The 13,243-nt window shown below is 69.8% G+C and carries 12 protein-coding genes; 5 read left to right on the top strand and 7 right to left on the bottom strand.

The features are described 5' to 3' along the window. Positions 1-712: 712 nt before the first annotated feature. The 5 genes from WMF14_RS29890 to WMF14_RS29870 form a co-directional block, all read right to left on the bottom strand. Positions 713-1,252, bottom strand: a complete 540-nt coding sequence (locus WMF14_RS29890) for a carboxymuconolactone decarboxylase family protein (protein ID WP_437323405.1) — start codon at positions 1,250-1,252, stop codon at positions 713-715. Between the two features lie 75 nt (positions 1,253-1,327). Continuing rightward, complete coding sequence (locus WMF14_RS29885; RefSeq protein WP_437791555.1) at positions 1,328-1,792, bottom strand: MarR family winged helix-turn-helix transcriptional regulator; 465 nt, start codon at positions 1,790-1,792, stop codon at positions 1,328-1,330. Positions 1,793-1,900: 108 nt separating this feature from the next. Further along, positions 1,901-3,223, bottom strand: a complete 1,323-nt coding sequence (locus WMF14_RS29880; protein ID WP_437791552.1) for a hypothetical protein — start codon at positions 3,221-3,223, stop codon at positions 1,901-1,903. A 62-nt stretch (positions 3,224-3,285) separates the two neighbouring features. Next, positions 3,286-4,026 (bottom strand): HEAT repeat domain-containing protein, encoded by a 741-nt coding sequence (locus WMF14_RS29875; RefSeq protein WP_437791551.1) that lies wholly within the window; start codon positions 4,024-4,026, stop codon positions 3,286-3,288. 82 nt (positions 4,027-4,108) lie between these two features. Beyond that, a complete protein-coding gene (locus tag WMF14_RS29870; protein ID WP_437804323.1) occupies positions 4,109-4,504 on the bottom strand; it encodes a type II toxin-antitoxin system PemK/MazF family toxin in 396 nt (131 codons plus the stop codon). Between the two features lie 334 nt (positions 4,505-4,838). On the opposite strand from WMF14_RS29870, the gene WMF14_RS29865 reads away from it, so the two are divergent. The 3 genes from WMF14_RS29865 (at position 4,839) to WMF14_RS29855 (ending at position 8,943) form a co-directional block, all read left to right on the top strand. Further along, positions 4,839-6,170: a serpin family protein gene (locus tag WMF14_RS29865; RefSeq protein ID WP_437791548.1), complete on the top strand. Its 1,332-nt coding sequence runs from the start codon at positions 4,839-4,841 to the stop codon at positions 6,168-6,170. A 288-nt stretch (positions 6,171-6,458) separates the two neighbouring features. Next, a complete protein-coding gene (locus WMF14_RS29860; protein ID WP_437791545.1) occupies positions 6,459-7,817 on the top strand; it encodes a serpin family protein in 1,359 nt (452 codons plus the stop codon). Positions 7,818-8,028: 211 nt separating this feature from the next. Continuing rightward, entirely contained in the window at positions 8,029-8,943 is a 915-nt protein-coding gene (locus WMF14_RS29855) for a hypothetical protein (RefSeq protein WP_437791544.1), read from the top strand. 107 nt (positions 8,944-9,050) lie between these two features. Here the strand turns inward: WMF14_RS29855 and WMF14_RS29850 are convergent, their stop codons facing one another. Further along, complete coding sequence (locus WMF14_RS29850; RefSeq protein ID WP_437791541.1) at positions 9,051-10,568, bottom strand: xylulokinase; 1,518 nt, start codon at positions 10,566-10,568, stop codon at positions 9,051-9,053. 136 nt (positions 10,569-10,704) lie between these two features. On the opposite strand from WMF14_RS29850, the gene WMF14_RS29845 reads away from it, so the two are divergent. Next, on the top strand, positions 10,705-11,739 hold the full coding sequence (locus WMF14_RS29845) for a zinc-dependent alcohol dehydrogenase (protein ID WP_437791539.1): 1,035 nt from the start codon (positions 10,705-10,707) through the stop codon (positions 11,737-11,739). Positions 11,740-11,897: 158 nt separating this feature from the next. Next, entirely contained in the window at positions 11,898-12,656 is a 759-nt protein-coding gene (locus tag WMF14_RS29840) for an SDR family oxidoreductase (RefSeq protein WP_437791536.1), read from the top strand. Between the two features lie 24 nt (positions 12,657-12,680). On the opposite strand, the gene WMF14_RS29835 is transcribed toward WMF14_RS29840, so the two are convergent. After that, positions 12,681-12,842 (bottom strand): hypothetical protein, encoded by a 162-nt coding sequence (locus WMF14_RS29835; protein ID WP_272094304.1) that lies wholly within the window; start codon positions 12,840-12,842, stop codon positions 12,681-12,683. Positions 12,843-13,243: the final 401 nt, after the last annotated feature.

The raw sequence follows: 13,243 nt of genomic DNA, 5'->3' as shown, positions 1-13,243 counted from the left end.
ATCGTGCGCAGCTCCACGCGATATCCGCCGTTGAAGGTAGCGTAGCTGACGGTTGCCCCGCCTTGTCAAGGAGACCAGCGCGTGATCGTGCGGGCTCCACACCGGACGACTGCGCGGACGGGCCTCGATGCACCGCCCCCCCGAGCCGACCGCGCCCGTTCTCGGGAGATCGAGAGAAAGAAAGCCGGGCCTTCTCGCTGCTCTCCTGGCGGCGCGTGCGCAGCTCGACCTCGGCGGAGAGGTTGGTCAACTCGATCGCGCGCTGCGCCTCGGCCTCGCCCCGCCGGACCGCGCGCTCGGTGAGCAGCGACGCCTCCCCGGCCTTCCGCTCCCCGCATAGGCGACGACGACATTGATTTGAGCGGTCATCCAATCCTCTCGGAGGCATGCCACGTCACCAGCTGCTGCACCGCATGTCTCGCCTCTGCGACGCCGGCTCCAGGGGTGTCGTTGATGCGCCCGTCGTCAATCCGCAGCGCAGCCCCCGGCGCCCTCGGTGCCGCGGGCGCCGGTGACGGCCTTGCCCAGGGACGCGAGACCCGAGGATGAGCGAGGATGCCGACGAGCGACATGCCATCCTCTTATCATGGACAACATTCGTTCTGTCGCAGTTTCAACGGCTCGGTGCGGGTCAAATCCTCGCTCCCGAGGAGGTCAGGCCCGCGGCCCGGCGAGGACGACGCGGGCTCTCGGCCCCGCGCCTCTGCGCGGATCAGCGCAGCGCGTGGGTGCGGGTCATCCGGTTCGCGAACGTCGACAGCGTGTAGGTGCCGATACCGACGATCACCTCCAGGGCCTGCTCCGCGGTGAAGCCCGCGCGGAGGAAGGCGTCGAGATCGGCGTCCGGCACCTCTCCCCGCTCGCGCAGCGTCGCCTCGGTGAACGCGGCGAGCGCCTGGAGGCGCGCGTCGGGCGCCGGCCTTCGCTCGAACAGCGCGGCGGCGACCTCGGGGGAAGCCCCCGCGCGGAGGAGCAGCCCTCGATGCATCGTGCGGCAGAGATCGCAGCCGTTCTCGCCGGCGACGACCATCACCACGACCTCGCGCTCGACCGGCGAGAGCGTCGCCCCCTCGAAGACCGAGAGGAGCTCGTCGAACGCGCGCACCAGGAGCGGTGAGGTCGCGAAACGCGCGGAGGGCAGCGGCAGGAAGCCGAACTTCCGCGAGGTCCGCTCCAGCGCGGGGCGGGCCGCCGCGGGCGCCGTGTCGAGCGTGTGCGCAGGAAAGTGAGGGGAAGCAGCGGTCTGGCTCATGCGGGTGTCTCCTGAATTGGTTGTCTATGCAATTAATTGGTCGTGAAGAAGGCGGCGCGGAGGGCCGGGATCCTTTCAGCCCTCGGGCTCGAGGTTCGCGAGGATGCGCTGCAGCGTGCGCCGGGTCGTGAGGAGATCCTCCTCCGGGATGCCGGCGCGCAGCGTGTCCACGAGGGCCATGGCCTCGCCCGACAGGGCCTTGCGCAGCGTTCGCCCGCGCGCGGTCAGGTAGACGAGCCGCGCCCGCCGATCCGTCGGGTCGAGCCGGCGCTCGACGAGCCCGTCGCGCTCCATGAGCGCCACGATCCGGCTCATCGTGGGCACGTCCCGGAAGGTGCGCTCGGCCAGGTGCGTCTGCGTGACGCCCTCCTGCTCCCACAGGCGGACGAGGACCATCCACTGCTCGGGCGTGATCTCGACGCCGTGCGCGCGGAAGCGCCGGTACATCGCGGCGCGGGAAGCGAGGTAGACGCGCGCCACCCAGTAGCTGAGCGCGTTGTCGAGGACGATCCCCCCTTCGGCCGTGAACTGATCGCGCATGATGGCCCAGCATAGCGCGAAGAATTTGGTTGTCAATGCAACCAAATTCGTGATGCGCCTCACGGCGCGCGCGCCGCGAGCCGGCCAGCCTCTCGAGCGACATGGCTCTCAGCGCGCCGCGAGCTGGGTCTCGAGCAGGTGCACGAGCACGCCCCGCCGCTCGTACATCGACGCGTGCGACGGAAAGGATCTCCCCGACTGGGCCAGAGGACGGAGCTCCGCGTAGAGGGCGTCCCTGGCGATCGGCTCGGCCTGGAACGCCGAGCTCGTGGCCGGCAACAGGTAGCGCGGCACCGCGGCCGGCCCGGCATCCCTGGAGAGGAGCAGATCGCGCACCACGTCGTCGCGGGTGATGAACTCCGCCCACGCGGCCGCCGCGGCATTGCAGGCTGGATCGCCGGAGCATCCCTTTCGCCGCACGAAGGCGTCGGTGAACAGGAGGGGCGTGGCGCTGGTCCCGAGCGGGATCGTCGACACACGCAGCCCCGCGACGGGCATGCCCTGAGCCTTCATGAGCGCGACGGTCCGATGCAGGCGCTCGCTGAATCCCCAGTACCCGATCGCGCTGCCCTTCACGAACTCATCGACCGGACCCTCCTGCGTCTCGTCGTACGTGCCGTCGATGCATGGGTTGTTGTCACCCTTCCGACAGAGCTCGGCGAGCTGCTTGAGCGCCGCTGTGCTGGCGGCCTCAAGGGGCGGCTTCAGGGCATTGCTCAGGGCCGCTGGATTCGTGGCATCGAGCCCGTTGTCGACACGTGCGTCCAGGTAGAGGGCGGGTAGATCCCAGCTGCTCGCGAAATTCCCGAGCAGAGGCTTCCCGCTCTCGCGCGCGGCCTTCACGAGGCCGATGATGCTGGACGCGGCATCGAGCTTCTCTGATCTCGTGACCAGGAAGAACCCGCAGGTGAGATGGGGGACACCCCACCAGGCGGGCTTGCCGCTGCCATCGATCTCGGTGCTGCCTGACCTCGCTGCGGCGAGGTAGTCCCGCTCCGGCACGGAAGGCCACGGCTCGAGGACGTCCGCGTCGATCAGATCTCCCAGCACCATGGTGTCGATCTCGACGAGATCGTAGCGACCGGACGCGAGCCATCCGGCGAGGCGCACCGGATTGTGGTAGCTGTCGTCGGACTTGACGAGGCGCAGGTCGAGATCGATCGCAGCATGCTGCGATTCGAACCCGTCCTCGATCATCGTTCGCAGGGACGCGAAGGCATCGCCGGCGGCGTCTGGAATCCAGGGGACGAGGGCAACGCTGAGCTTCGTGCGGCCAGGCTTGCCGGAGGAATCGGCCGACGAGGCCGCCGGAGGCGCTGTGGGGGGTGGGCAGGGCATGTTGGCGGCGGAGGTGCCAGCCACGCCGCCGCAACCGGCAGCGGAGAGCGCGAGCACGGCGAACTGCAGACAGGCGCTCGGTCGTCGGAGCATGGTCATGTCGTCCATGGACGGAGGCGCTGGCACGGCCTCGCGCGTGCGTGAAATGAAGCCGTTCAGGGGGCACCCTGGGTCGCACGAAGCTCCCGTACGAGTCGTTCGATCATGAATCTCGATTCGTGCCACGAGGTATCGCTCCGGCTGAGCGCGGAGATCCGGTCCAGGAGCTCGTTCATCTCGGGCAAGAGCGCGGACGCATCCCGTCCAACGGTGGCGACCGCGCGCAGCCAGCTCTCGAGCCGATAGGCAGCAAGCCGAGCGTCGAGCCGTGGACGCGACGCCGCAAGGACCGGCGCCAGCGGATGTTCATCGCCGCTGCGCGCGAGCGCCTCCACCGCCAGCCAGCGCACCGTGAACAGCTCGTCGGAGAGCGCACGACGGAGCGCCGGCGCCTGCTCGGGACACGGCGCAGCGCGCGCGAGCACGCGGGCTGCGGCGAGCCGCACGATGGGCTCCTTGCTCGCGAGCGCGTCGGCGACCGTACCCAGAACCGGCCGGGAGACCACCCCGGCCTTCTCGAGGGCGGAGAGGGCGGCTCGCTGGACGTCTGGACTGGCCGCAGATACCCAGCGTGCCACGCACTTCACACCACGCTCGGTCGGGGCGACCGGCGGCAGCCGCCGTCCGAGCGACACCCGACATGGAACCGGGCGGCCCCACGCCCCGGCGAGCGCGAGCAGGAACCGCTCAGCCTTCGTCTCTTCCCCGGAGAGCCGCTCGATCGCCGCATCGATTCGCGCCCGATCCTGGGCAAGCGTCTCTCTGAAGGCTACCTCCGGGTCGCCGTGGTGAGGCATTCATCCTCCTCCCCAGGAGCCGCGCTCGTCCAACGTCGCTGCCTCGGTGACGTCGACCTGCCCCACGAGGTGTCCCCGCTCGCTACCGCCTGAAGAACGACGCCTGCTGGAAGCGCAGGCCGGCCAGGATCTGATCCACCCGTGCGTCGGACAGCGACCCGATCCGCTCGCCAAGGCGGGTCTTCTCGACCGACGAGATCTGCGACACGACCACGACGCTCTGCCTGAGGAGGTTCCCTTCGCCCACATCGAGCAGGACATTCCCAGGCTCGTTCGCGCGGTGCAAGTTCGACGTCAGCGCGCATACGACCACGGTCGCGATGCGCGAGTGGTTGAAGACGTCGTCCTGGACCACCACATGGGGATGGGAGTAGCTCGGGACAGGCCCCCGCGAGTCGTCGGGCCCTATCCAGAACACATCGCCGCGATCGATCCGCGCGGAGCGCGTGCCTGTCCGTTCTCCTGCACCCTCGTCCATCTTCATGTGCCTCGCGCGTCGACCCGAAGGATGGTCCGTGGCGCACCTCGGCGCAACCAGCTCCTGCTGCACGGCCTTTCCAGTACACCAGGGGGCCTGGCAAGAAGCACAGGTACATCGACCCCGCCGATCCATCGGTTGCGCCATCACCGGCCCCTCGCAGCTCGCCGGGGACCACCGCGTACGGCTCATCTTGGCACAATCTGCTCCAGACTTGCCGGCTGTGCGCGTCTTCCCAGGACAGACGTGCGGTTTTCGGCGCAAAGGCGCTCTGGCACGCAGTCTGCAAAACCCTGGCATCATGAGAACATCAATTGTCTTGGCGACCCTTGTCATGTCGGCTCTCGTGGGGTGCAGCTCGAACGATGGAGGCGGCACCGGCGGCGGTGGCCCGGACCAGGGACAGGGCGGCTCGGGCCCGGGAGGGGGCGGCGGGGCCGCCGAGTGCTTCGAGAAGAAGGCCGGCTGCGTGCTGCCCTCGGACACGGCGCGCATCGAGAGCCCGGTCGTCTCGGAGGAAGATCAGGTGTTGCTGACGCGCAACAACGCGAGCTTCGCGCTCGACCTCGGCCGCGTGCTCCCCAGCACGAACGGGAACGTCGTCTACTCGCCTTACAGCATCTCGACGGCGCTCGCCATGACGTACGCGGGCGCGCGGACCACCACGGAGCAGGCGATGGCCGCGGCGATGCGGTTCGAGCTCCCGCAGGAGCGGCTGCACCCTGCGTTCAACTACGTGGATCTCGAGCTCCACAAGCGCGCCGAGGGCTCGAGCAACGTCGAGGGAGGCGGCTTCCGGCTCCACACGGCCAACGCGATCTGGTCGCAGATCGATCTCGCGCTCGAACAGCCGTTCTTGAAGGTGCTCGGCGAGAACTACGGGGCGCGCGTGCGGCTCGCCGACTTCGGTGCCCCGGACGAGGCCGAGAGCCTCATCAACGCGTGGGTGAAGGACCAGACGGAGGGCATGATTCCGGAGCTCCTCAAGAAGAACGTGAACCCGGAGACGCTCGTCGTGCTCACCAACGCCATCTACTTCGACGCCGCGTGGCACACGCCGTTCAGCGAGGGCGCGACGAAGGCCGGGGAGTTCCAGCGCGGCGACGGCGCGAACGTCACCGCCCAGATGATGCACGGCACACAGGAGACGCGCTACGGCGCCGGCGACGGCTGGGAGGCGGTGGAGATCCCTTATGCGGGCACCCCTGTCTCGATGTTCCTCGTCCTGCCTGCCGAGGGGAATGCGGACGCGCTGGCGGAGTCGCTCGACGGCGCGGGGCTCGAGACGATCATCGCCTCGCTGCAGTCGCGGTCGGTCGACATCACGATGCCGAAGTTCTCGTTCGGCACCTCGGCCTCGCTCAAGAAGGCGCTGACGGATCTCGGAATGGGCGCCGCCTTTGGCCCCAGCGCCGACTTCTCGGGGATCATCGCGGGTGGAGGGATCCAGATCCAGGACGTCATTCACAAGGCGGTCATCGACGTGGACGAGGCCGGGACCGAGGCGGCGGCGGCGACAGCGGTCCTCATCGCCGCCACGGGCGCGGGCTTCTTCCCCGAGCCCGCGGAGATCGTGCTGGATCGGCCGTTCTTCTTCTTCATCAGCGATCTGTACACAGGGGCGCTCCTCTTCGCGGGGCGCGTCAACGATCCGACAGCGCACTGAGGTGAAGCGAGGCCCCTCGGGCGCCGGAAGAGCTCTTTGCCATCCCCATCCCGGGCCTGGCAAGCAGTGGCACAGTCATACCGACCCCTGAGCCATGAATTCGCCGCCAACCGCATTTCCCAGCTCTCTCACGGGCTCAGCGTGCGGCTCATCATGGCACAATCTGTCTCTGATTCCCCCGCTGCGCGCAGTCCTTCAGGCCAAAGTCGCGTTTTTTCGCGCGGAGGCGCTCTGGCATGCTACCTGCAGTCCGCCAGCGCCATGCGAACAGCGATTCTCTTGGCGACCATGCTTGTGTCAGCGCTGGTGGGGTGCAGCTCGGCCCAGGATGGGGGCACGGGAGGCGGCGGCCCAGGCCAGGGCGAAGGCGGCTCGGATCAGGGCGGGGGAGGGGGGGGCTCGCCCGAGGCTCCCGTCGAGTGCTTCGAGAAGAAGGCTGGCTGCGTGCTGCCCTCGGGCGCGGCGCGGATCGAGAGCCCGGTCGTCTCGGAGGAGGATCAGGTGTTGCTGGCGCGCAACAACGCGAGCTTCGCGCTCGACCTCGGCCGCGTGCTCCCCAGCGCGAACGAGAACGTCGTCTATTCGCCTTACAGCATCTCGACGGCGCTCGCCATGACGTACGCGGGCGCGCGGACCACCACGGAGCAGGCGATGGCCGCGACGATGCGGTTCGAGCTCCCGCAGGAGCGGCTGCACCCGGCGTTCAACCACGTGGATCTCGAGCTCCACAAGCGCGCCGAGGGCTCGAGCAACGTCGAGGGAGGCGGCTTCCGGCTCCACACGGCCAACGCGATCTGGTCGCAGATCGATCTCCCGCTCGAGCAGCCGTTCTTGAAGGTGCTCGGCGAGAACTACGGGGCGCGCGTGCGGCTCGCCGACTTCGATGCCCCGGTGGAGGCCGAGGGCCTCATCAACGCGTGGGTGAAGGACCAGACGGAGGGCATGATTCCGGAGCTCCTCCACGGCAGCGTGACCGAGGATACGCGCGTCGTGCTCACCAACGCCATCTACTTCGACGCCGCGTGGCACACGCCGTTCAACGAGGACGCGACGAAGGCCGGGGAGTTCCAGCGCGGCGACGGCACGAGCGTCACCGCCCAGATGATGCACGGCACACGGGAGACGCGCTACGGCGCCGGCGACGGCTGGGAAGCGGTGGAGATCCCCTATGCGGGCACCCCTGTCTCGATGTTCCTCGTCCTGCCTGCCGAGGGGAACGCGGACGCGCTGGCGGAGTCGCTCGACGGCGAGGGGCTCGAGACGATCATCGCCTCGACGCAGTCGCGGTCGGTCGATATCACGATGCCGAAGTTCTCGTTCGGCACCTCGGCCTCTCTCAAGAAGGCGCTGACGGATCTCGGAATGGGCGCCGCCTTTGGCCCCAGCGCCGACTTCTCGGGGATCATCAAGGGCGGAGGGCTCCAGATCCAGGACGTCATTCACAAGGCGGTCATCGGCGTGGACGAGGCCGGGACCGAGGCCGCGGCGGCGACGGCGGTCCTCGTCGCCGAGAACTCCGCGGGCGCGGGCGTCTTCCTCGAGCCGGTGGCGATCGTCCTGGACCGTCCGTTCTTCTTCTTCATCAGCGATCTGCCGACGGGGGCGCTCCTCTTCGCGGGGCGCGTCAACGATCCGACAGTGCACTGAGGAGACGTGAGGCATACGCACTGCTGAGATCGCCCTCGCACTGCAGATTCTCACATAATGGGTTCGATGTGTCTGTAAGTGCAGGTCGGTTCCTGCGGCATTACCGGCATCGCTCGAATATCGCGTCGAATCTGCCGATTCTACAATTCGACTCTCCGACTCCATAGATGGTGGCTCACGCCGCGATCATGGGTTATAGGGTCGCGCGTCGATGCACAACCGCTCCGACCAGTTCTCCAAGAACTTGCTGCGCGATGGGCTGAGCCTCGTATCGGCGGTGCAAACCGAGGTCGAGGTGCTGGCGGCTACCCAGAAGATCGACGTCTACTGCGTGCCCGATCCAGCTCGGGAGGCGGAGCGCGCCAGGATGGGACTGCTCGGCGAGCTCTCGACGGGGCCGAGCCTGTTCGAGCCGTTCTACGGCACGCCGAGCCTTCGACTGGTCCGGCGGTGCCTGCGCAAGCAGCTGACATGGCACCACGAACTCGAACGTCGCGCCCGCGCTGCGGCCGGCTCCGTCGCGCCGGACGAGGACACCGAGGCGCCCTCGCAGCCGGCGGTGGACTTTCCTGCGCTGGTCGTCATCAGCCGGGGGCGTCCTGAGACGGTGCTCGACGCTTACGGGTTCAAGCCGGCGCAGGCAGGCGTCTACCAGGCCGTGCCGGGCCTGGCGACGTGCGTGGTGGTGCTCGCGGAGCTGCCCCGGACGCGTGCCACGCTGCTGATGCGGCTGCTCGGGTCAGGCCGCCGCTTTCGCGACGCGCTTGCGGATCTGGCGGCCCTGCCGGACGGTGCCTGGGAGAAGAGCGTCGCCACGCCGCTGCTGGTACACTTCCGGTTCGCAAGCCATGAGCCGACGACGGACGAGGAGGACGATGTGAGCGCAGAGATCCGGGCGTGGTTCGAGGAATACGAGCGGAAGCTTCGGGCCGAGGAGCGGAAGGAAGGCCGGGCCGAGGAGGCGGCGCGTGCCGTGCTGACCGCGCTCAGGGTTCGTGGCATCGCCGTGCCGGACGCGGCGCGTGAGCGCATCCTGGCCGAGAAGGATCCGGAGACTCTGGAGCGATGGCATGAGCGGGCCATCGTCGCCGCGTCGCTCGCCGAGGTACTCGACACTCTGAGCTGAGCAATACCGGCCAACGACGGGCTGCCCAGGTCGCAGACGTCGGTAGCGGCGCCTCCTTGAGCGCGGGTCTGCCGCCGCGGATCGCGTCCTGCAGCGAGGGGGCGCACTTACTCCCTCGTGAAGGCCGAGAGGCGGCGCAGCAGCCCCGAGAGCTGCGGATACATGTCCCGGTAGATCTCGAGCAGCGCCGCATAGCGCTCCCGGCGCGCGGCATCGGGATGGAACGTCGCCGTGGCGCTCCCGCGCATCGCCTTCGCGGCCGCCTCGATGCTCCCGGCCAGCCCGGCGCCGGCGGCCGCGCACATGGCGGCGCCCAGACAGGCGGCCTCGACCGTCTCGGACCGCTGGATGGCGACGCCCGTCGCATCGGCCATCACGGCGCACCAGAGGTCGCTCGCGGCCACGCCGCCGACCGCGGCGAACTCCGCGACCTCGATCCCCGCCGCTCCCCGCATCAGGTCCAGCACCAGCGCCTGCTCCAGCGCGACGCCCTCGATCAGGGCGCGGTAGACGTGGCCGCGCCCGTGCGCGTCCGTGAGGCCCAGGATCGCGCCGCGGGCGTCGGGATCCCAGTGGGGGTTCATGGCGCCCTCCCAGTAGGGCAAGAGCAGCAGGCCGCCGCTGCCGGGCGGCAGCGACGCCGCCTCGGCCTCGAGCGCGGCCATCGCGGCGCCGTCGCGAGGATCGACGCCCAGCTGGCGGCGCAGGTACCAGTCCGAGAGCAGCGCCCCGCTGCGCAGGCTGCTCTCCAGCACGTAGCCGCGGCCGGAGGCGCTGGTCATGGTCCGCCACGCCGGGTCCTGCCGCGGCTCCGGGGAAAAGACGCCGAAGACCACCGCCGTGCCGAGGTTCAGGTAGGCGCGCCGCGGGTCCAGGGCATCGACGCCGAGCCCGGCCATCTGGCCATCGCCGCCGCCAGCCAGCACCGGCGTGCCCTCGCGCAGCCCGGTCGCCGCCGCTGCGGCCGCGGACACCGCGCCGAGCGGCGCGCCGGGAGGGAGCGCCTCCGGCAGCCGGTCGGGCGTGATGCCGGCGGCGGCGCAGAGCTCCTCGGACCAGCGGTGCGCGCCGATGTCGAAGAGCGCGAGCGGATCGGCGCTCGCCCAGCTGGTGCGGGCGCGCCCGGTCAGCGCCTGCACGAGGTAGGCCTGCACGTCGCAGAAGAGGGCGGTGCGGCGGTGGGTCTCCGGCTCCTCGCTGGCCAGCCAGGCGATCTTGGGCAGCGCCGGGCCGAAGTCCGCGGCCTTGCCGGACAGCGCCCTCAGGCGGTCTTGCCCGATGCGGTCGATCAAGGCGCCGAGGTGCCCCCGCGCGCGGCCGTCCAGCCAGAGCATGGCGGGGCGGAGCGGCTCGCCGTCGGGACCGAGGCAGGCGAAGGTCTCGCGCTGGTGCGCGATGGAGAGGCCCGCGATGCGGCCCGGGTCCACCGCGGCGGTGACGCCGGCGACCGCCTGGCACAGGGCGGCCCACCAGTCCCGGGGATCCTGCTCGAATCGCTCAGGAGCCGGCCGGGCCAGCGAGAGCGGCGCGCGGCCGGCGGCGTGCAGGCGCCCCTGGACGTCGAAGGCCGCCGCCTTGGCGGCGGTGGTGCTCAGGTCGATGCCGAGGACGAGGTCGGCCCGCATGGCGCCGTCAGCGCCCCGGAACGCAGGATTGACAAGCGATCACCGGCGCAGACTACAGTACGGAATCGCGCCGGCACAATCGTCCAGCGCGGCCCTGCCGGGGAGCCGGCGGCGTCTTGAAAGGGAGTCTGGAACGGTGCGCGCAACCTTCATTCACGGCATCCGCGATGTGCGGCTCGGCGAGGTCGAACCTCCGCGGCCGCGCGAGGGCATGGTGACGATCCAGGTCGCGGGCTGCGGGATCTGCGGCAGCGATCTGCACTACTACCTGGAGGGCGGGATCGGCGCGGCGCAGGTCCGGGACCCCTTCGTGCCAGGGCACGAGTTCGCCGGCTGGGTCGTCGACGACCACCCGGAGCTCGGCCTCTCGAGGGGGCAGCTCGTCGCCGTCGACCCCGCGCACGCCTGCGGCCGCTGCGAGTGGTGCCACCGCGGCCACGTGAACCTGTGCCCGCACGTGGAGTTCCTGGGCGCGCCGCCGCTCCACGGCGGCATGGCGGAGCGGCTGGCGGTGCGCCCCGACCAGGTCGTGCCGGTCCCCCGCGGCTTCTCGGTGCGAAAGGCCGTGATGCTGGAGCCGCTGGGCGTCGCCGTTCACGCGATCGACCTGGCGCGGCCCCACCTGCAGGAGACGGTGGTGGTGCTGGGGTGCGGGCCGATCGGCCTGTGCCTTGTCCAGCTCGCGCGCCTGGCCGGCGTCGCGCGCGTCTTCGCGGTCGACCCCGTCGCGTACAGGGCCGAGGCCGCGCGCCGGCTGGGCGCGCACGACGCGGCGCCGAGCTTCGCGGCCGTCGCGGAGTGGACGGGCGGCCGGGGCGTCGACCTCGTGCTCGAGGCGACGAACTCGCCCGAGGGCTTCCACCACGCGGCCGAGGCCGCTCGCATCGGCGGGCGGATCCTCCTGGCGGGCATCCCCGACGGCGACCGCTACGCGCTGCCGGCGGCGCTGTGCCGCCGCAAGGGGCTGAAGATCAAGTTCTCCCGCCGCATGGGGCACGTGTACCCGCGGGCGATCCGCCTGGTCGCCGAGGGGGCGGTGGACGTCGAGTCGATCGTCACCCACCGGTTCGACCTGTCCGAGGCCGAAAAGGGCTTCCGCCTGCAGGCGGACTGCCAGGACGGCGCGCTGAAGTCGATCATCGTTCCGGACGAAGGCGACACGCCGTTCTGATCCGGGTCGTCGCGCGGGATCTCCGGACGGAGGGAGCGCGGCTGTCATTTTCCTTCGCCCCCTGTCACACGAGCTAGACCCACTTCGTCATCGACGGTGAGCGCGGGGTCACAGGAGCAAGGCGCCGGTCGCTCGCGTGACGGACAAGGGAGAAAGACATGAAGATCGTGGTTATCGGTGGAACCGGTCTGATCGGGAAGAAGCTCGTACGCAGGCTCCGCCAGCGGGGCCATGAGGTCGTCGCGGCGTCGCCCTCCACGGGCGTCAACTGCCTCACGGGCGAAGGGCTCGCCGGAGCGCTCGCAGGAGCCGAGGTCGTTGTCGATGTGGCGAACTCGCCGTCGTTCGAGGACAAGGCGGTCCTCGACTTCTTCGAGACCTCGGGCCGAAACCTGCTCGCCGCCGAGGCCGCCGCGGGCGTCAGACATCATGTGGCGCTCTCGGTGGTCGGCACCGATCGAATGCTCGTCAGCGGCTATTTTCGGGCGAAGATGGCGCAGGAGGCGCTGATCGAGGCCTCCGGGATCCCCTACACCCTCCTGCGGGCCACGCAGTTCTTCGAGTTCATGGACGGGATCGCGCGCTCCAGCGCCGACGCGGAGCGGGTCCGCCTCTCGTCGGCGCACCTGCAGCCGATCGCGTCCGAGGACGTCGCCGAGGCCCTGGCCGACGTCACGCTCGGGGCGCCCGTGAACGGCATCGTCGAGGTGGCCGGCCCCGAGAGGCGCCCGCTCGCCGAGTTCGTCGGCAAGTACCTGAGCGCGAAGAAGGACCGCCGCGAGGTGATCGCCGACCCGGAGGCGACCTATTTCGGCGCCCGGATCGACGATCGGTCGCTCACCCCCGACGACGGCGCGCGCGTCATGCCGACGCGCTTCGACGACTGGCTCGCCCTGTCGTCGGCCGGCGCGGCGTGAGGCATTCGAGTCTGTGAGGTGCAGTCAGCGCCGTTCGAGCGGCTTCACGACGAGCGCCCCGGTCTTCACATAGCGCTCGTAGACGACACGCAGCTCCGCGTCGTTGAGCCCCTGCTCGTCGTCGACGACGTAGACCCCGCGCTGCGGGTCGCGGTAGACGTTCGCCTTGAACTCCTCCCAGCTCATGATTTCGTCTCCGTTCGGCGTGGACTCGTCAGCTTCGGACGAGGAGGAGGGATCCGTGGCGCCGCAACCGGCGAGCGCGAGCGCCACCACGGGCACGCAGAGAAACACAGAGAGGGAGCTCCCGATGCGGCTCCTGGGCAGACGCCCCGAAGACGATCCTTGATTCATTGAAACCCCTTTCGCGGTCATGTCACACGTTGTTTCAACCAGGAGAATCCTGCCGGCGGCGATTCGACATCCAGCGCCGCCAGCATCTGGTATATTTACACAGGAATCGAGGGACATGGAAGTCCCATGCGGGAGCTGCAGGGGCAGCTTGATCGCCGCCGGCGGGGGATGGCGTCCCGGCGGCGACTGCGCCTCGCGAGCCAGGAGGAGAACGTCGACGGCGTCTGGCATGC

Origin of the sequence: Sorangium sp. So ce693 (genome assembly GCF_051521375.1) — a bacterium.
In the GTDB taxonomy this organism is placed as follows: domain Bacteria; phylum Myxococcota_A; class Polyangia; order Polyangiales; family Polyangiaceae; genus Sorangium; species Sorangium atrum.
The sequence above is the reverse complement of the archived record's forward strand: the minus strand, read 5'-3'. Positions and strand labels throughout refer to the sequence as shown.